This is a genomic window from Microbulbifer regidiadema (SeqCode) (assembly GCF_052466995.1).
Map to the genome: position 1 here is coordinate 3,103,872 of NZ_CP174297.1, position 18,987 is coordinate 3,122,858.

Annotated in this window: 20 protein-coding genes; 5 read left to right on the forward strand and 15 right to left on the reverse strand. The window is 49.8% G+C overall.

What is annotated here, in order from left to right; all coding sequences use genetic code 11:
• The first annotated feature begins 43 nt into the window (after positions 1 to 43).
• The gene (locus tag ACJJIK_RS13505) at positions 44 to 2,776 is read left to right on the forward strand and encodes a M1 family aminopeptidase (protein ID WP_444943043.1); all 2,733 of its coding nucleotides are present in this window, start codon (positions 44 to 46) and stop codon (positions 2,774 to 2,776) included.
• A 97-nt stretch (positions 2,777 to 2,873) separates the two neighbouring features.
• On the opposite strand, the gene ACJJIK_RS13510 is transcribed toward ACJJIK_RS13505, so the two are convergent.
• The 3 genes from ACJJIK_RS13510 to ACJJIK_RS13520 form a co-directional block, all read right to left on the reverse strand.
• The gene (locus ACJJIK_RS13510; protein ID WP_444928824.1) at positions 2,874 to 3,458 is read right to left on the reverse strand and encodes an HdeD family acid-resistance protein; all 585 of its coding nucleotides are present in this window, start codon (positions 3,456 to 3,458) and stop codon (positions 2,874 to 2,876) included.
• Between the two features lie 241 nt (positions 3,459 to 3,699).
• Positions 3,700 to 5,013, reverse strand: a complete 1,314-nt coding sequence (locus ACJJIK_RS13515; RefSeq protein WP_444943044.1) for an aspartate aminotransferase family protein — start codon at positions 5,011 to 5,013, stop codon at positions 3,700 to 3,702.
• Between the two features lie 85 nt (positions 5,014 to 5,098).
• Positions 5,099 to 6,544, reverse strand: coding sequence for an NAD-dependent succinate-semialdehyde dehydrogenase (locus tag ACJJIK_RS13520; protein WP_444943045.1), 1,446 nt, complete (start codon positions 6,542 to 6,544; stop codon positions 5,099 to 5,101).
• A 160-nt stretch (positions 6,545 to 6,704) separates the two neighbouring features.
• Here ACJJIK_RS13520 and ACJJIK_RS13525 point away from each other — a divergent pair, with 160 nt between their 5' ends.
• The 4 genes from ACJJIK_RS13525 (at position 6,705) to ACJJIK_RS13540 (ending at position 9,211) form a co-directional block, all read left to right on the forward strand.
• Complete coding sequence (locus ACJJIK_RS13525; protein WP_444928827.1) at positions 6,705 to 7,631, forward strand: LysR family transcriptional regulator; 927 nt, start codon at positions 6,705 to 6,707, stop codon at positions 7,629 to 7,631.
• A 197-nt stretch (positions 7,632 to 7,828) separates the two neighbouring features.
• The gene (locus tag ACJJIK_RS13530) at positions 7,829 to 8,206 is read left to right on the forward strand and encodes a PH domain-containing protein (RefSeq protein ID WP_444928828.1); all 378 of its coding nucleotides are present in this window, start codon (positions 7,829 to 7,831) and stop codon (positions 8,204 to 8,206) included.
• Positions 8,207 to 8,285: 79 nt separating this feature from the next.
• On the forward strand, positions 8,286 to 8,516 hold the full coding sequence (locus tag ACJJIK_RS13535) for a hexameric tyrosine-coordinated heme protein (RefSeq protein WP_444943046.1): 231 nt from the start codon (positions 8,286 to 8,288) through the stop codon (positions 8,514 to 8,516).
• Positions 8,517 to 8,749: 233 nt separating this feature from the next.
• A complete protein-coding gene (locus ACJJIK_RS13540) occupies positions 8,750 to 9,211 on the forward strand; it encodes a YccF domain-containing protein (protein ID WP_444928830.1) in 462 nt (153 codons plus the stop codon).
• A gap of 304 nt (positions 9,212 to 9,515) precedes the next feature.
• Here ACJJIK_RS13540 and ACJJIK_RS13545 read toward each other — a convergent pair whose 3' ends face one another.
• The 12 genes from ACJJIK_RS13545 to ACJJIK_RS13600 form a co-directional block, all read right to left on the reverse strand.
• Complete coding sequence (locus tag ACJJIK_RS13545) at positions 9,516 to 9,842, reverse strand: hypothetical protein (protein WP_444943047.1); 327 nt, start codon at positions 9,840 to 9,842, stop codon at positions 9,516 to 9,518.
• 84 nt (positions 9,843 to 9,926) lie between these two features.
• Entirely contained in the window at positions 9,927 to 10,205 is a 279-nt protein-coding gene (locus tag ACJJIK_RS13550) for a hypothetical protein (protein ID WP_444943048.1), read from the reverse strand.
• A 34-nt stretch (positions 10,206 to 10,239) separates the two neighbouring features.
• Positions 10,240 to 10,560, reverse strand: a complete 321-nt coding sequence (locus ACJJIK_RS13555) for an IS4 family transposase (RefSeq protein WP_444943049.1) — start codon at positions 10,558 to 10,560, stop codon at positions 10,240 to 10,242.
• Positions 10,561 to 10,614: 54 nt separating this feature from the next.
• Positions 10,615 to 11,589 carry an IS4 family transposase gene (locus tag ACJJIK_RS13560; protein ID WP_444943050.1) on the reverse strand — a complete coding sequence of 325 codons (975 nt, stop codon included), beginning with the start codon at positions 11,587 to 11,589 and terminating at the stop codon, positions 10,615 to 10,617.
• 201 nt (positions 11,590 to 11,790) lie between these two features.
• Positions 11,791 to 12,216 (reverse strand): hypothetical protein, encoded by a 426-nt coding sequence (locus ACJJIK_RS13565; protein WP_444943051.1) that lies wholly within the window; start codon positions 12,214 to 12,216, stop codon positions 11,791 to 11,793.
• Between the two features lie 81 nt (positions 12,217 to 12,297).
• Positions 12,298 to 12,621 (reverse strand): hypothetical protein, encoded by a 324-nt coding sequence (locus tag ACJJIK_RS13570; RefSeq protein WP_444943052.1) that lies wholly within the window; start codon positions 12,619 to 12,621, stop codon positions 12,298 to 12,300.
• A gap of 833 nt (positions 12,622 to 13,454) precedes the next feature.
• Positions 13,455 to 13,895 (reverse strand): hypothetical protein, encoded by a 441-nt coding sequence (locus tag ACJJIK_RS13575; RefSeq protein WP_444943053.1) that lies wholly within the window; start codon positions 13,893 to 13,895, stop codon positions 13,455 to 13,457.
• An 881-nt stretch (positions 13,896 to 14,776) separates the two neighbouring features.
• Positions 14,777 to 15,274, reverse strand: coding sequence for a hypothetical protein (locus ACJJIK_RS13580; protein ID WP_444943054.1), 498 nt, complete (start codon positions 15,272 to 15,274; stop codon positions 14,777 to 14,779).
• 449 nt (positions 15,275 to 15,723) lie between these two features.
• On the reverse strand, positions 15,724 to 17,013 hold the full coding sequence (ltrA, locus tag ACJJIK_RS13585) for a group II intron reverse transcriptase/maturase (RefSeq protein ID WP_444943055.1): 1,290 nt from the start codon (positions 17,011 to 17,013) through the stop codon (positions 15,724 to 15,726).
• 336 nt (positions 17,014 to 17,349) lie between these two features.
• Positions 17,350 to 17,655, reverse strand: coding sequence for a hypothetical protein (locus tag ACJJIK_RS13590; protein ID WP_444943056.1), 306 nt, complete (start codon positions 17,653 to 17,655; stop codon positions 17,350 to 17,352).
• Positions 17,652 to 18,116 carry a hypothetical protein gene (locus ACJJIK_RS13595; RefSeq protein ID WP_444943057.1) on the reverse strand — a complete coding sequence of 155 codons (465 nt, stop codon included), beginning with the start codon at positions 18,114 to 18,116 and terminating at the stop codon, positions 17,652 to 17,654. The genes ACJJIK_RS13590 and ACJJIK_RS13595 overlap by 4 nt, the downstream gene beginning before the upstream one ends.
• A gap of 108 nt (positions 18,117 to 18,224) precedes the next feature.
• On the reverse strand, positions 18,225 to 18,506 hold the full coding sequence (locus ACJJIK_RS13600) for a hypothetical protein (protein ID WP_444943058.1): 282 nt from the start codon (positions 18,504 to 18,506) through the stop codon (positions 18,225 to 18,227).
• Positions 18,507 to 18,987: the final 481 nt, after the last annotated feature.

An 18,987-nucleotide genomic window follows, 5' to 3' on the forward strand; every position in this document is an offset into this window, starting at 1 on the left:
TACAATCAATCTTTTGCAATCTTTGGCCGAGTGTTCGCCCACCATGAAAAAGAATATCCCGCTCGCCCTGCTGACTGCGGCCCTGCTCTCAGTAGCAGGTTGTAACCCCGCAGAAAAAGCAGCGGAATCGACAAAACCCCTCAGCTCCCAGGAAGTCGAAACAAAGACCCCGGCTAAGGCGCCAGAGGGCCGTCTGCCCGAGGGAACCACCCCCCTGGATTACCAGCTGGAGTTGGTGCTGGACCCGCGCAAAGACACCTTCACCGGCAAGGTGGATATCGATATCCAGCTGGCGCAAGCCGCCCAGCATATCTGGCTGCACGGCAAGAACCTGAGTGTGCGCGAAGCTTACGCACAGCTTGAGGACGGCCGCCAGATCCCGGCCGAATACCGGGAAGTACTAGACAGCGGTGTCGCCATAATAGAATTTGCGCAGAAGATTGATGCGGGCACTTTCAAACTGCATATCGACTACAGCGCTGCATTTGACCGCAACCTGGCCGGGCTTTTTAAGGTCGAGGAACAGGGCGATACCTATGCCCTGGCAAAATCTGAATCCATCCAGGCCCGCAAGTATTTACCCGGCTTTGACGAACCCGGCCTGAAGGCGCCCTTTACTGTCAGCCTGACCATTCCCACAGGCTACACAGCTATCAGCAATGGGCCCGAGCTGAAGCGCGAAACGGCGGGTGACGGCATGGAGAAAGTCACTTTCGCCACCACACCACCGATGTCCACCTACCTGCTGTCCCTGTCGGTGGGCCCCTTTGACCTGGTTGAGCGCCCGGCCATTCCGCCGAACAAATATCGCAAGGACCCGATCCCCCTGCGCGGCTTCGCCCGCAAAGGTCGCGGTGAGGATATGAATTACATCCTCGATATCACCCCCAAAATGGTGGAGACCTTCGAGACCCAGCTACAGCGCCCCTACCCGTTCAAGAAGCTGGACATTATTGCCGCCCCCCAGTGGCCCAGTGGCGCGACTGAGTTGTCTGCGGCAATTACCTATCGCGAACAGCGTATCCTTGTGGGCGACAACCCGGCACCGGGCACCCGCCTGGCCCTGGTAGAAGTGCATGCGCACGAAATTGCCCATATGTGGTTTGGCAATCAGGTTACCCCGCCCTGGTGGGACGACCTGTGGCTGAAGGAAGGTTTCGCTACCTGGGGAGAGGCACTGGCCCTCACCATTATGGAACCTGAAGAGGGGCACGACCTCAACGCAGCCACCTATGCGATCGGCGCCATGCAACTGGACTCACTGGCCAGTACCCGCGCGATCCGCGAGCCCATCGCGGACAACAACAATATCCGCAACGCCTACGACTCGATCACTTACTCGAAGAGCCTGGGGGTTATCCACATGGTGGACACCTATTTCGGCGCTGAGAACTTCCGCCCGGCACTGGGGCGCTACCTGGAAACCTTCTCCGACAGCGTGGCCGACTCGCCGCCCTTCTACCAAGTGATCGGCCGGGAAACCAACACCCCGGAGCTGACCGAGACCTTCCGCAGTTTTGTCGAGCAGAAAGGTGTTCCACAACTGGATATCTCTGTGGACTGCAATAGCGCTGGCAAGGCCTCACTGGTGGTTCAGCAGAGCCGTTACAAACCCCTCGGCTCCCCGATCGCCGACACCAAGGATAAGTGGAGTATCCCCTTCTGCTTCAGCACCGATAGCGGCGCGCAGCAGTGCCAGATCCTGACCGAACCGCGCGAGACTCTGGAAATCACCGGCACTGCCTGCCCGAACTGGGTAATGCCCAACGCCCAGGGCAGCGGCTACTATCGCTGGAACCTGCCCCAAGCGCAGTGGCAGGCACTGATTCAACAATTTGCCCAGTTCTCTGCCACTGAGCAGCTATCCATTATCGACAGCGCCTTCTCCGCTTTTGAAGCCGGCAATCTCACCGCCGCGCCACTACTGGAAGTGGTGCGTAAATCCGCGCTGGCGGACAAGCGCCAGGTGATCACCATGCCGCTGCGCTATTTGCAGAAATACCGGGATAACTACCTGGATAAATCCCAGCGCTCTGCCTTCCTGAACTTTGCCCAGAAGCTGTACCTGCCGATACTCAAGCGCAGCGCCGACAGCGGTGATAGCGACCAGCAGATGCTGCACAGCGACCTGCTCACCTTTATGGCGCAAGTTGCCGAAGATCCAGATGCACGCAAACAATTACAGCAAATGGCAACCGCCTTTACCGGCTTTAAGCAGGAACGGGACCCGAAGGCGTTAAGCTCTGACCTATACCAGGCTGCCCTGAGTGTGGCAGTACAGGATGCGGGGGAAGATTTCCTCGCACACCTGATCAAAGTGCGCGCCGAGCTGGATGATCCCCGCTTTGAAAATGCCAGTGCCAATGCCATCGGCAGCAGCAACAATCCCAAGCAAGTGGAAACCATTCAGGCACTGGCGCTCAGCGACGAAATGGGACCGAGGGAATCCTTTGGCCTGATCCATTACGCCCTGACCCAATCCAGGGTTCAGGAGCAGCACTGGGCGTGGCTGCAACAGAACTTTGACAAGGTGGTAGATAAGATTCCGGCGCAGATCCGCCGCCGCACCCCCTCACTTGCCGCTGGTTTCTGCGATAAACAGCATCTGGGTGAACTGCAACAGCTCTTTGCCCAGAAAGGTGATTTAACCCCCGGATACCCGCGCAGCCTGGCGCAAGCCGAGGAGAGAATCCAGCTGTGTATGGCACTAGAGAAAAAGGGCAAGGCATTAATGGGAGCCCTGCCGAAGGCAGTCAATATCGCCGCTAAACAATAAAAAAATAAAAGCTGTTATTTAAATAGCGATTCAAAAAGGCCGGTATTACTTGGTAATACCGGCCTTTTTTATCGCTGTTCGCATTTGACTGAGGTTCCTATGACATTATGGACTTGCTGTGCTTGCGCAGCCGGAATGCCAGCCAAATCAATGGCAGCCCCAAAATAATGGCATAACCGCCGATAACCCAGAGCAGTGCCAGGGCTCCGATAGCCGGGCTGACTAAAATCGCAACTCCGAAAATCACCGAGAGAGCCCCGATAACGATAAGCAGCCACTCGTTATCAATTTCCTTGCGCAGGTGGATAGCGCCAATAATTTCGAAGAGACCCCGCACCAGGGCCCAGGCACCGATAAAAACCACCAATACCAAAGCGGTAACCTGCGGGAAAATAAAAGTCACAATACCTGCGGCCAGACTGATCAGCCCCGAGATAATCAACCACCACAGCGGCGTGGACTTATGCCGCCCGATCACCGCCGCCACCAGGGAAAAGACACCATCCAGAAAAGCGTAAACCCCAAAAAGCAGTACCAGGGTCAACAGGGACAGCTCCGGCCAGACAAATGTCAGCACACCAAAAATCACCGCGACGATACCGCGCAGTAGCAGTAACCACCAATTGGCAGACAGCACCTGCAAAATAGGACCGGTCGCCAGGGAAGGTGTTTCAGCGGACATAAAAAAGCCCCCAGGTTGAGCCCGCAGCCACGGCCAGATCCGCAACCGTTTTAAAAGCAACCTGCGAGCGCAGCCAAGCAGTCGACTCTGCAAAGATTGCGACCGCGCCGCAGGCCACTAATTTCAGTGTAGCTCTAAACGACAATCGGAGAATTATGCAAACTGCCCTGCGGGTCAGAAAAAAAGGAGGGAAATACTCTGGAGGGAGCGGCAGCCCAGGCGGGCTGCCGCAACAGCACAATCAGGCCAGAGAGCCGATCACACCGCGCAGTTTATCCACAACCGCGTCGATCTCGTGTTTCTCGATAATCAGCGGTGGAGACATACACAGGGCATCGCCGATACCCCGGGCCATCACTCCGGCCTCCCAGGCCATGCCAGAGACTTTGGCTCCGTATTTCCCTTTCAGGTCCTGCGGCGCACGCAGTTCAATCGCACCGACTAAACCGTAATTGCGCACATCGATCACATTGTCCAGATCGGCCAAGCTGTGCAGGGCATTCTCCCAGTGCTGGCCAATTTCACCGGCGGCGCGGGTCAGCAGGCCTTCGCGCTCGTAAATATCCAGGGTCGCCATACCCGCAGCACAGGCCACCGGGTGTGCGGAGTAGGTGTAACCGTGGAAGAATTCCACCGCACCCTCAGGGGCCGCATTCATCACGGTTTTATAAATTTCATCGCTAACAAATACCGCACTCAGGGGCACGGTGGCATTGGTAATTCCCTTCGCAGAGGTGATCATATCCGGAGTCACACCGAACTCCGTGGAGGCAAACGCAGAACCGGTACGGCCCCAGCCGGAAATCACCTCATCAAAAATCAGCAGCAGATCGTGCTTATCGCAGATTTCCCGCAGGCGTTGCAGATAGCCTTTAGGTGGCAGTACCACACCACCGGCACCGGCAAACGGCTCGACAATCACAGCGGCAATCTGCTCGGCACCGTGGAAGGCGACCAGCCTCTCCAGGTCTTCAGCCAGCTCAATACCGTGTTCCGGCAGGCCGCGGCTGAACGCATTGCGCTCGATATCCAGAGTGTGGCGCATATGGTTGGCTTTCAGCGGCTGGCCGAAGCCCTGGTAGTTGGGCGCAATACCGCCCACAGAAATACCGCCGAAGTTTACCCCGTGATAACCCTTCTCACGGCCGATAAACATAGTGCGAGTGCCCTTGCCGCGCACACGCTGGTATTGCAGGGCAATTTTCAGGGCGCTCTCAACCGCCTCGGAACCGGAGTTACCGAAAAACACATGATCCAGGCCATCTGGAGTGTGCTTTACCAGGCGCTCGGAGTATTCAAAGCCCAACTCGTGACCGAAATTAAAAATAGAGCTGTAGTCGAGGGTTTTTGCCTGCTGGTAAATTGCCTCGGCAATTTCAGAGCGGCAGTGTCCCGCATTGCTGCACCACAGGCCCGCCGTCGCATCAATCACCTGGCGACCGCCCTTCTCGGTGAGATAAATCCCCTCGGCGTGCTCTACAATTCTCGGCGCCGACTTAAAAGTGCGGTTGGGGGTAAACGGCATCCAGAAAGCATCGGTTTGCATCTCAGACATAGTATTAATCTCCGCAAGTTCCCTGAAGTTTTAAACTGTTAATTAGGGGAGCCGCAGGCTCCCGGAAATCTGTTCGGGCTGAGGCTCAAGCCCCGAAACAGCAGTATTTGGTCTCGTAAAACTCGGCCATCCCCTCGACGCCGCCCTCTCGGCCAATACCGGACTCTTTAACCCCGCCGAAGGGCGCCACAGTGGTGGAGAAAACCCCGGTATTACAGGCGATCATGCCGTAGTCGAGCGCCTCTACCACGCGATTGGCGCGGCGAATATTTTCACTCATAACGTAAGCGGCCAAGCCGTACGGCGTTTCATTGGCGCGGCGAACTACATCCTCCTCATCGGAGAACTTCTGTATCGCCGCCAGCGGGCCAAAAATTTCCTCCTGGGCAATACGCATGCTATCGGTAACGCCCGTGAGGATGGTTGGCGCAAAAAAGTTATCGCCATTAGCCAGCTGCTCGCCGCCAATTTCAATTTTTGCGCCGGCCGCAACGGCATCCTGGACCAACCTCTGAACCCGGTCTACGGCCCTGCGGAAGATCATCGGGCCCATATTGACCCCCTCCTCAGTCCCGTGGCCAATCTTCAGGGCGGCAACCTGCTCACGCAGCTTTTCCACGAATTCATCGTGACGCGATTCGTGTACATAGATACGGTTGGTCGCCACGCACACCTGGCCCGCATTGCGGAACTTGGTCGCCATACAGGCGCTGATGGCGGTATCCATATCCGCATCGTCAAATACGATAAACGGTGCGTTGCCGCCGAGTTCCATGGACATTTTCTTTACGGTGCTGGCGCACTGGGACATCAACAGTTTGCCCACCGCAGTAGAGCCGGTGAAGGTGAATTTGGCCACGCGGGGATCTTGGGTCAGAACCTTGCCAATGCCCGGGGAATCGCTGCCGGTAACTACGTTGATAGTCCCCTTGGGCAGGCCCGCTTGTTCAGCTAACTGGCACAGCGCCAGGGCCGATAGCGGGGTCTCCAGGGCCGGTTTAATCACCACGGTACAACCCGCCGCCAGGGCCGGGCCCGCCTTGCGGGTAATCATGGCGTTGGGGAAGTTCCAGGGGGTAATACAGGACACCACACCCACCGGCTGGCGGATGGTATTCAGGCGCATGGCCGGATTGTGGGTCGGGATCGTCTGGCCGTAGGCCCGGCGACACTCTTCCGCGAACCACTCAATAAAGGAGGCGCCGTAGAGGATCTCACCTTTCGCTTCCGCCACCGGCTTACCCTGCTCCAGGCTGAGGATCATGGCCAGATCGTCGCTGTTATCCACGATCAGCTGGTACCAACGCTTGAGCAACGCAGCTCTCTCAGTGGCTGTGCGGCGGCTCCAGGCCGGGAAGGCCGCACTGGCAGCAGCGACTGCGGCCTCGGCATCTGCGGCACTACCGTCGGCCACACGGCCCAGTAGCTCGCCGTTTGCCGGATCGCATACAGCCACAGTGGCGGCAGCGTCACGCCATTCGCCCGCAATATAGTTCTGAAATTTCAACAGGTCCGAATTTGCTAGTTCCACAGGGAAAATCCTAGTAAATAGATGTTATTAGTAGTATGCGGCGATTCTGGCCGCAGCTGACTGAGGAGAATAGTAGTATTTTTCCAACTAAAGTTTATATTTATCAAACTTTAATCGAATCCGCAGCCCGTAGCGCCGGAAACAACCTGGAAGTGCACCTATGAGCAAGACCAAAAATGCCCTGGGAGGCCGCCTCAGCGATATGGATTTGCGCCTGCTGCGGGTCTTCCGCGAGGTTGTACACGCCGGCGGGATCACCCCCGCCGAAGTCACCCTGAATATCAGCCGCTCCACTATTAGTGTGCATATCTCCGACCTGGAGACCCGTCTGGGCATGCCGCTGTGCCTGCGCTCCCGGGGCCGGGCCGACTTCAAGCTGACCCCGGAGGGAGAGGCCCTGTACCGGGCTATTCTGGAGCTCGATGGGCACCTGGACACCTTCAAAAGCCAGGTCAATGCGATCCAATCCCAGCTCACCGGCACCCTGCGTCTGGTCATGCCCGACGACGTGCTGGAAATACCGCAGTTGAATCTTCCCGCAACCATCGCCCAGCTGCGGGAGAAGGCCCCGCAACTGCGCCTGGAGGTACAGCTGGCCGCCCCCCAGGAACTGGAGTTGGAAATCCTCGCCGGTCGCGCCGATATCGGTATCAACCCCCTGCACTCGCGCCGGCCCGGGCTGGAATACCAGCCCCTGTTCTACCACCAGTCGATCCTCTATTGCAGTAACACCCACCCCTGTGCCCGGGCTTCGAGCATTGATGAGGAACTGCTCACCCAGCAGGAGCTGGCCGCGCCCAGCCACAGTGTGCTCTCCGGGGCGGCGCACCTGTACCGGCTGTTTCCCAAGCGCTCTACCGCCAACCATATGGCGGCGAGACTGGCGATGATATTGTCGGGCTGTTTTGTCGGTTTTTTACCCGAATACCTGGCCCGCAAATATGTCGAGGCCGGAACCCTTCTGCCCCTGCTGCCAGAGAGATTCCACTATCAAATTCAAAATGCTGCCACATTCAAAAAAAGCGCAACCACTCATCCCGCCGTACAACTTTTTTTACAAGCCCTGCAAGTCAATCAACAGACTTAACAAATTCGCTTTATCAGCGCTGATACTGCAATAGCCTCTCCAATAATACTGAGCAAATTATGCTCCCTCGTGTATTGATCACCCAGCATAATGATTAAATAAATTCAAATAACAAAAGCACACTGACGTACAAATCAACTGTAATTTGACCCGCCACAGTGGTAATCTCAGCAACCAACAAGTAACAGGAATAGGTCGTGATAGACTTCAAAAACTCATCGGTTTTTAAGCTTAAACCCATAGATACCGCTGAAACCAGAGATGACTTCAACAAATTTCTAATCGAAGGCGAGTTTATTTTTGCGGGATTTAAAACTATTCGCGATCAGGTTGTATTTACCAACAAGCGTATTATTGCCGCCAATGTCCAGGGTATCACTGGCTCAAAAGTAGATTACACTTCCTTACCTTTCAGCAAAATCCAAGCATTTTCTGTAGAGACTGCCGGTACTTTCGACTTGGACTGTGAAATAGAAGTTTATTTAAGTGAGATCGGCAAGGTTAGATTCGAGATAAGGGGTTCATTCGACCTTATTCAGTTCAACAAGTATATCAGTCAGTACATTTTGGACTGATATCGCCAGCGGAATAAAAAATAGCGGGCAATAGCGCCCACAGCTTTATCAATCAACTCGATAGTAGAGAGGGACATCCATGTCACAAGTCTGGTTAGAAAGCCTGATTACTGAAAATGCACAACAGGGCTTTGAGCTTGCGATGAAACTATCCAGAATGGGAGTAAAGTACACACAGCCTTCAGATGAAGTGCGGAGAAAGCTAAGATCCGCCTACGAGGAAAATGCAGATAGTCTAATCGCCTCCTCCCAGGTAGTTGCGATCAACTTCCAAACAGTTGCAGCGGCCAATAACTACTGGCGCAGCTAATTTAGCCCGGTGTTTCATCCGCTTGAGATGAAACACCCACCCTCCCAGCCAAATAGCACTAGCCCATCTCTCTTCTTCAGACAATCCAACCGGTATGACAATTAAGGCGCATCCAAATAGGGGTTTGTCTGCGTCTAAATATCAGAGATAATAGTAACTTATAAGTTACACCAGAAATGGTACAAAATACTTATCTCTTATTTATAACTTTTATTCACTAACAGGAGAGTCTTATGCGAACACTTGGAAATTTTCTGTGGTTTATTCTTGGTGGCGTCTTTATGGGGCTCTGCTGGTGGTTTTTCTCACTGATCGCTTTTGTCAGTCTTATCGGTATTCCCTGGGGAAGAGCCTGCTTTGTGATGGGCAAATTTTCCTTCTTCCCCTTCGGCAAAGAAGCCATCTCCCGGGAGGAGCTCACCCTGCGCGGAGATATTGGCACTAGTGGCTTTGGCTTAATTGGGAATATTATCTGGTTTCTGCTCGCGGGCATCTGGCTGGCTATTGGCCACCTTCTGCATGCCATTGTCTGCTTTATTACCATTATCGGTATACCCTTTGGTCTACAGCACCTAAAGCTTGCAGCAATATCGCTCTCACCAATCGGCAAAACGATTGTCAGCAAGGAAGTGGCGCAATCCGCCAAAATGCGCAACGCAGATTCTGAAGTTACCCGGTTGCGAGGTGGTACTTAAGGAGCCTCTGGCTTACAGAGCGGTTCACAATCAAGGCGCGGCTTCGCAGGAATGTCTAGACCTTTCAAGAAGTCGCAACGCGGAGTGTGAATCGCTCTGTAAGCCCCGAAGGGTGGGGCTTGAAGGCCACAGCTGCTGCGTTGCAGCTCTTGCAAAGGACTAGGGCCATTCGCGGCGAACTGCGCCTAACATCTGTAGCCTTCAAGACCCGCAGAGGTATTACGGAATTATTCAGAGGCTCCTTAAGTAAGAAAATTATAAATTTAAGCGAACCGGCGGCGTAGCCGTCGGGTTACCTGCCTTATTAGCTGGGCCATTGATGTGGCACAGCCCCTTGCTCGTAGCACCCTTTAAGGTACTGAATAAAAGGTGTATTTATATTCTTGGTACGAGCTCTATATAGAAGGTTGAGGTCATCTAAAATATACGAACACACTTCATGCTGCCCGGTGACTCCCAACAGTTGACTGAAACAACTTTGCTCACTATTGAAGGTTTCGGTCCCGCCCACAAGCTCATTTGCCTCTACCCAGGCTTCGTCAAAGCTAGGCTCGTCCCTTAAATCCAGTATCTCATTTAATTGATCTGGACTATGGGTACGTAAATTTTCTATCAGACTCTCGATATCCATAGGTATATTAACGCCTTTAGTAGCAGCGAGTGATAGCGAGCCCTGCCCACGAGTTCTCTGCGTGGGCGATGATGGCTAAATTTATTAGGTATTTTTTAATGGTATGCTGTTTTTCCACAGAAAATTCTCCGGACTAAAACGGCTTTTATACAGATTTAGAGGGCTAATATTAATACCCCAGCGCCGACAGATTACCAGTAATTTAACGATGGCCTCTTCCTCTGGCTCACCTGTAAATTCAATTGTAAGCTCTACTCCATGCCCCTTAACCTCTTTGAACGACGGGAGGCTATATAAACACTCGAAGAAGATATTTTCGTCTTCTTGGTCGTAAAAAGTTGGACCTTCGATGGTAATACTCATATATACCTAACGCCCACACTGTGTTTTATACACTTCATTTAAGCTTATTTAAAGCTTCTGCTGCCTCAATATACTGGAGTAGCTTGGTGTAGCCCTGCCAAACAGTTTTAACTCCAGGCTCACCATCACCTTTACGCGCCAGAAAACCTCCTAGACCTGCCAGCATGCGAGTTATCTCCCTTATGCTTCGAGGCTCATTTGACGGGGTGATTTTATCTCGCATTACCCATATCATGCGCCATTCTTTTTCAGAATAGACACTCGTACACGGCGTATCGGGAAGCCTTCGTGCTCGTGTAGTCAGCGAATGTAGTCGCCAACCAATAATCATATAGATCGCAATGCAGTTTAGCATTCGCTGCTCTGCTCTAAAACGGTTGCTTTCTATCTGGCACTCACCCTTCACCACTCAAAAATAGGTTTCAATTTCCCATCGACTTCGATACCAATCAACAATGACCCTCGCTTGCTTAAAATCTTCAACTGGAAGATCTGTCAATAGTATCCACTCAATACCTTTCTCACCCTCAGGTGGGTTTAACTCTTTAGCCAATACAGAATATAGAGAAAGTGGTCGTTTAGATTTTCCTTTCCCAAGCAGCCGTATCTCAGTGGTGGATACGCTGACTTTGGCTTTCCTTTCGGGCTCTCCATTTCGCCGAGGAATATCTACTCTGTATTGACCAACAGGTTTCTGATCATTCATATGGTCCCAAAGTAAAGCTGTTTCTTCTCCATCAATCTCTAACGTGCGATTGGCCTTGGCGCGAACGATGTAGTTTGCACGACGCTGTTCACTTTGATCTTCAGCCAATTGAAACCACTCATGAATATCCCCCTCTCTATCCGCAATACTCACGATTGTAGTTTCAGGACAGCGCTCTTGGAGCTGACAGGCCGATTCGTAGTGATCTAACCAGCGCCGACTCTCTTTATCCTTTATCAACTTGGTATGGCGTGATTTAGCGCTTGACTCTTTGTCTCGCTGCCACATACTACCTTCAACAACACCTAAGTTATCCCTCGATGGTGTTATGGCGATGGAGGTATGCAAGAGTTGCTGATTGGCCTCTTTGCGCCTAAGCGTTCCCATCTCTTTACTTTCTAAGTCAGTGGCAAAATTAAGAAAAGTGGTATCTTGAGGGATAAGAACAACGGGCTGCGCCTTGATTCTTTCAAGTGTCGCCGCTTTATGGCCACTCATAATAGAGTCAAAATTAACTTTATCATTTTCGATAAAATGATAGACCGAAAACGTTTCAGCCCAGGTCTTGCTTGCACAGGGGATACTACTCTTTGGGTCGGAACTTAAACTACCGAGAATATTAGACAAACGCTTATTCAATCGAGCATCAGCCATAACCTGATTTTTCACTTCGTCCATAACCCAGACCTGCATAGTAACCCAACCAAACCTGTGATTCTTACCATGCAAAACTGTAACTCATTGATTTATATAATAAAACCAGAAAAATTTGTGTATAAAACTTAGCGTCGCCATATCGGGCAGCTTTGGAGTTGATTTGTTTTGTGCTATTCAAGCACAAAACAAAGCGACGGAAAAGCTGTCCCTATGATGGCTTTGTTAGGGCGAATCCTCTAATACGCCGAAGACTTTCTTAACTAAGAATTTAGTATCCTCGTTTATATCCGCTCTATCAAAGAAGTCCTCTGAGTTCCAATCACTTCGTATAATTCGAGAAGGGCCACATAAATCAACAGAGCCACTAACATCTGCAAACACAATATACTCATACCCTAGCTGAAATTTTTGGAACTCATAATTCTCAGCGTAAACCTGGGCCACACCATCTAATTTCCCTTTGATTTGTTTCATCACATTAAATCGATAGCGAACCTTCCCCTCAAAATCCTTGCTTATTAATTTCGCCTCCACAGGAACTCCCCAAAAAATGGTAGAGCTTTCACTTGCATAATCATTGATACTGAATTTCGGGCAGTCCATTGAAAAGGAAGCAACCGGAAGTATGAGTATAATTAAGGTAATCACGGCTCGATGCATACTTAGCCCTAACGCTGGTAGCATGCGACGCGTTGTTCAGCGACCGCATGCCTGCCTTTGTTATGCGAATTACTTTTGCTCATGCAATTTAACCACTTTACCAGACTTACCCTTTTTGGACTTAACCTTTTTTAGCTTGCTAAGCAAATGTGGAGATACATTCCATTTTTGCCCAGACTCGGTAATGACTGTAACAGTTTTCTTATTAAATTTAACGAGCGTTCCTATTTGACGGCCTTTACCAGGCGGATCGAAACTAACTTTCTCGCCAGGAGTGAACTCCATCATTTCATTGTGAACATGAAAGGATTCTATAATTTTTAACCTCTCAACAATACGATGATTGAGTTCAATTAATTCTTCTTCAGTTAATTGATCAATGTCTATTTTCATAATATTTCTCGATCATGCTTTGAGCGCATAACGCCCGCACTAAGTTTTATACACAAGTGAACCAGTGAAAATTACTACTCTGATAAGCTCTACAAGAGTATTGAGAACTTCAACTCTATCTACTACAGGCAAGATCAGATACCTAAGTAGAAAGGGATACTGGTGATTATATAATCAATATGCGCTCTACTCCAGGGAGAGCGTTAGATTTAGCGTAAAACTCAAGCGCTTTTGGTCTTACAGACAGTTAAATTTCATCCATTCCAGTCGGGAAGCTAGGCTATTTCTCTGTATGAGGCTTTGAATAGGATTCAAATATGTGTATAAAACACAGCGCCAAACTTTGGGACGGACCACGCAGTGGGACGTCCCAGCAGCCGCAGGCTGCGACAACAGCGCCTTGTTATGTGCTGCACTTGCTAATAGATACATTGTAATTACCTGGATTAACCAACAGGATATTTGCATGATTTACGATTTGACTGCCATGCCAACCGCAAAACTTGTGGTCCTTTTCTGTTTGATGACACAGAGCAAGTGCGGACTCTATGTTTCGGGCTTTGACCCCAGAGCAGTTTATAGATGTACAATTCTCATCATTTGAAACTGCTACGTTAAAACCTCTGAACGCTTCTACGCTCGACTTACACTCCTGCCCGTCTAGAGCTTGCACAGAAATAGATGATAGAGGCAAAAGCAATAGGAATAAAATTCTAATTTTTTCATAACTCTCCCAACCGGATGACGCATAACGCTCGCAGCACGTGCGGCTTTGTAGTGGAGGCGCAGCCGCAACAGAAAAGCCGTCGCTATGCCTGCGCTTGTTAGGTGCTTTATCTATCGATGCGCCAGTTATCTGGTAACTTGATAAACATTTTCTCATGATCATATTCTGGAGCTTTTTTCTCACCCTCAATCAAAATCTGCGTGGGTATCCGATCTTTAAACCAATCATCATCAAGATTACAGTAACGATCTAAATAATGCGTTACTTGGCAAAAATAATCGAAAACTAGATTTCTATAGCCTGCGACACCAGACTGACTATCAAATCTCTGCAATTGCTTATAAGCACGATTAATGAATATCGGTATCATCTCGAAGTTTCTACTTATGAATAGGGCAACGACCTGATTTGTATAACAAACAAGTCCGTATAGATTGTCGCTCATTCTGTAACACTGCGCTGGAATCATCGCATCATGGTTGAGCAACAGATGAAACTTATCAATTTCCTTTCTAGCGGCCTTAGCACCAGATCTTTGCGAATTCATTTCTATCCTCTAGGAACGTTTGTACCGTAGTGGTAGGACAGCCGGTTACCCGACTGCCCCCACGCAGATCCGGACGTGCGGAATTACCGCATCCGGCTCCTCAGTTATATTATTTACCGAGCAGCTAAATCCTATCAAAGCTATTCACTCCACCCTTCTTCGCCTTTTCACCCAATGACTGCAGTGCATAAACTCAGATTCAACTGAATGTAATGCTTGCACTTTTGTTTTCATACAATATCCAGCCCTACATGTCCGGTGTATGTATCGACTGCAAGCTCAATATAACTGACAGCCCCTTCGCCCTGTAGACGGCTTTCCCGCCCTCCGACTACTATGAGCTGGTCCGACTCCCAAGACACCATCGTTCGTCTCGCTTATTCAGCTACACTGCCCTACCCATTCCTTTGGGAGTTACCTTGGGTCTCACAAGTTCTCATTACATCTCTGTATGCATGCCACGGCTTAAGAACTCCGCTAGGTCTCCACAATCTTGCCATTCAGGTAGCGAAAACAAATTCACTCCTGAGTCGATTGCTTTGTATGGACTTCGACCGCGTTACAAGCCTCGTCACCTAGAATTTGCATTTCGAAGCGATACCAGCACTTCAGGAGCGCGCACTCCCTATGGCCTACATATTTCTCTGTCTACGCTTCACGTTGATTGTTCGCTCGTGCATCCTGCCTCTCAATTTAAAGCTCCGCACAACGCGCAAGACTCGATACTGGTGAGTGGCTAACTCTTACCAGGCTGGGACTTTCACCCAGCAAGATGCAACAAGCTTCGCTTGTCGCACTAACGCCGCCAACACGCGCAGCTTTGTAGTGGAGGCGAAGCCGCAACGGAAAAACTGTCGCTGTGCCTGGCCTCGTTAGCTGTGCTATGACTCATTGTGTATTTCACAGTAATGATACCAATCTCCAGAGCGCCAAACATAGATATATGTTGGCCCATATTGATGTTTATTACAGGGATTAGTTATCCCTACAATTTCATAGCAGCTTCGTAAATTTAAAGTACTACTTTCATTTAAAGGCATATCCACGGTAGGGAATTCACACCCTTCCTCTGATTTTGCCTCCGCCAGATCTGATCGTGCATGATCGAGGTGTGACAATAATTTTTCCTTGCTCACCTCGCGAATATCGCAATGAGGAATCCAACGATCAATCGGGAGGTTGGGATCCGTTGGATCATTTTTAAAAACCGATGCAAGAAAATCCTCGAATGTTGTTTCTTTAGCTATTAGCGCAGATGACACCCAAATATAACCACAGAGCCAAGTCACGTTAAACCAAGAAGTCTCATTTAAGACAGAAAGATTTATAGTGTCTGTTTCTGCTGACAACTTCAGTACTTTTTCTAGATCAATGCTCATAATTCAATTACAGCTAACGCCTGGCGCAACGGCGAAGCACGAAGTGCTGAGTCTGGCAGCCAAAGGCTGCGCATTGCCGCCACTTGTTATGAGCCTCTGTTACGTAATACATGAGATTTTGCTTCACAGTAAAGAAACCCGTTAAAAATTAAACTTAGTATTCCCGCCGCAATTATCGATGCAGAAAAAACAAAGAGAATTGAGTTGCAAAACCAAAGAACCATAGACGCAACAATGCCAAAGATAAGTAAACCAGAAGCTAGTTTAAGATCTCTTGAAGCTTTTTCTAGGCGCCGCCCCCAAAATTCAGGAGTTTTAGTTAACATTCTCAATATACTCAGTAGTGGTAGGACAGCCGGTTACCCTAACTGCCCCCACGCAGATCCGGACGTGCGGAACTACCGCATCCGGCTCTTCAGTAATATATTCGCTCGTGTAAAGCACGAACCCTAATACCAGTCCACAAGTATACTGCGTTTGTATACTCGCGGTGGCTTTAGCCCAAAATATCCCAGCATTTCCTTTAGACTGTTCCAGTTGTAACTCTTGCGCTGACTCCGTCGATTGAGCCATTTGTGCATACTGTGTAGAACATAGCTGTACAAACGGGACAAGCTTCGACTGTTGTCTGGCAGACCGAAGTAGTTCTGGAAGCCTTGTAGCTTGCGCTTCAGTGTGGGCAGCCATTCTCTCAGACGCTCACTGCGCTTGGCTTTGATCCAGTGGTAGAGCGCTTCCATTGTGCCCTTCCGTTTCTTTGCGGCAGTCCGGCGCCTGAGCCTGGGACGTTTGTTGACGTCCAGGCTCCAGTAGAACTCAAAACCCAGAAACTGGAACTGCCGTTTTCGGCCCGGATGGAAGCGGCTAAAGCGCTTCAGGTGCGTTTTCTCGGGGGCTAACTGCAGGCCAAACTTGTTCAGCCGTTGCGGTAGTACCCGGTAAAATCGCTCTGCATCCGTTTTCAATTGGAAAGCCGCTACATAATCATCGGCGTACCGGATTAGCATGGCTCTGCCACGCATATGCGGCTTAACCTTCTTCTCGAACCACAAATCCAGGACGTAGTGCAGATAGATGTTCGCCAGTACCGGACTGATCACGCCACCTTGCGGGGTGCCTGCTGCCGCTTTACTGAACTTACCATCTGGAGTTTGCACGCGCACCTTAAGCCACTGTTTAATCAGTGTCAGCAGGGCTTTATCGTCGATACGAAGGGCTAGCATGCGCAGTAGCCAGTCGTGATCCAGCTGATCGAAGAAGCCTTTAATATCGGCTTCAACGATGTAACCGTAGCCTTTGAATTGCAGGTTTAAGCCAAGGCTATGTACGGCTTGGTGGGCGCTTTTCCTGGGGCGGTAGCCGTAGCTAAAGGGCAGAAAATCCTGCTCCCAGATACTTTGCAGTAGCTGCGCTACGCTCTGCTGCACCAGTTTGTCTTCCACCGTAGGCAGCCCCAGTGGGCGCTGCTTGCCGTTGCCTTTGGGAATCAATACCCGCTTAATCGCCTGGGTACGGTAACGCTTGTCACACAGCCGTTGATGTAGGCATTGGATATTTTGTGGCAGACCTTGCCGGTAAGCTTCGGTTGTTACTCCATCGATACCGGGGCGGGCCTGCTTGTTGAGCTGGCCCCAGCTTTGATACAGCAGGTTGGAATTTAGCAGTCCGTATAAATTCTGAAACCTGTGCGTGGGGTGGCTCTGTGCTTTAAATGCGATGGCGTGCAAGGCGGTTGTCATAGTGTATCCAGCCCTACTTTGTCCGGACTATGTTTCTGTTGCACACCGATATTACTGTCAGCCCCTTCGCCATGTAATCGGCTTTCCCGCTCGAAACGTGTCAACACTCAACGGACACTCCTCACCACCTGAAGGACTTGGAACTTTGACTGATAGTACCTCTTCTCCTTCATCCATTGCAGTAAAGCAAAATTTTTCCCAGTCGGGAAATTCCTGGATAAATTGAGCTTTAACTTTTCTTGAGAATTTATCCATAGCTTTGACGTGCCGTAGCCCTAACGCTAACAGCAGCGGACGAAGCAAGCTTGCTTGCGTAGGTCCGACTGCCTGTGATTGTTAAGATTGGTCCGAAGCCCTCTCCCACTCATCTGCGTAGCCACTTGATCGTAAATATGAACGTAAGGAGTTCATTATGTATTCATTCCAAGCTTCGAGGTCTTTATGCCCGCAAACCATAGTTCCTTTTTCTATATCTTCTACGGATAAATCGACCATAGCCCAAAAAAACTTTGCTAAATGAAATGCTTCTTCTGAATCAGAAACCATACCATTGAAAATTATAGCGCTTGTTTTTTTATCACCAAGGGCGTTTGCATAGTGAAGAATAATGTCTTTTTCTTCATTAAATCTATATTTGATCATAAAGCGTCTTGAGCCTCCCTAATAACTGACATTCTATCAGCAAGCCAAACAAGCTTTTGCCGCAATTGGGTTGTGGTCATTTCTCGAGTGACCGCTAAGAAATAATGCTGCTTGTCCCTCTCATCAGCCACAAACTCAAGTCCTTCTGGTAGATCGCATTTCTCTATTACCCAAAATACATCGACCGGACTGCCCTTGGCGTGTTTCTTTTTGAGCCTGAACTGGTCCTTTAAGTGCCGCCAATGAGCTGAAAAAGAAAGCCCCATTTGAGGGTGTGGTACAACCCATTGCTTACATTGTGAAAAAAGGTAATCCTTTTCTCGAATATTATTGTACGTTTTCCCTTGCTGATCATCCATGTAAAGAGTTGGATGTTCACCTCTTTGTGTTGGCCTCGCAAAAAACGCATCGTAGCTCTTAATATACTCTCGAATATCTTGGATTATTCGAAACTGTTCCATAGTTCAATTCCATTTTTAAAATCTTAACGACTACAACAGGGGCGGCCGGAGCGTAGCGTAGGCCGTCCCGCGAAGGGCCAAAGGCCCGTAGCAGCCTGCTTGTAATTGTTAAATGCTGCTGCCATAAAACTCTATTTTAATTTTTTTGGAGGTATACCACACAATGTATATTTTTGTACCGACGTACAGGCCATTTATGAGTTCACTTGTATGCACCACAAAGCCTGCTGTGCACTCAAATTTTTCATCCTCTTCATCGAACGGGTAACTCTCTTTAGTCCAGACATTTATAACAGTATCTAGAGTCTGTTCTCTCATAATCTCAACAATCTTACACTCTTCTGGAGTGATCGGATTCATAGGTATTGGATTAACATATGGATTTCTCATGGTATTTAACACCTTGCGAAGGGGCGTTTTTTAGTTGTTTTGATTTGTGCTATTAAAGCACAAATTGAAGCAGCTAAAAATACGTCTCTCTTGCGCAACTTGGTACGCCCAGCATGGGCGTGAACTAATGGGGTGAAAGTCCCCTGTAGGAGGATCACCGTTTAATGGTCTCCATTAAATGCTAACTACTAGCAAATGGCAACTGCAAGACCGTGAGGTCTTGTGGGGAGGAAGCCACTAGCAAAGCTACGAGCTGACGAACAGAAACATCATATAAGGCTTAGCCTGGAGGCGAGGTAGCCAAGGATACCGAAGCCATGTGGTCTAACGGGTAGAGTAAATGATGCAGTTGTGTAGTGAAAGTTCACGTTCTTATCTGGGGAGATCTGTTCAACCTGCTGCTGTAAAGCTGTCAGCGTGGCCGCTGACTCATAAGTAGGCCCAGCCCGCTAGCCACCATCGCGGGGGTAAACAAAATTGG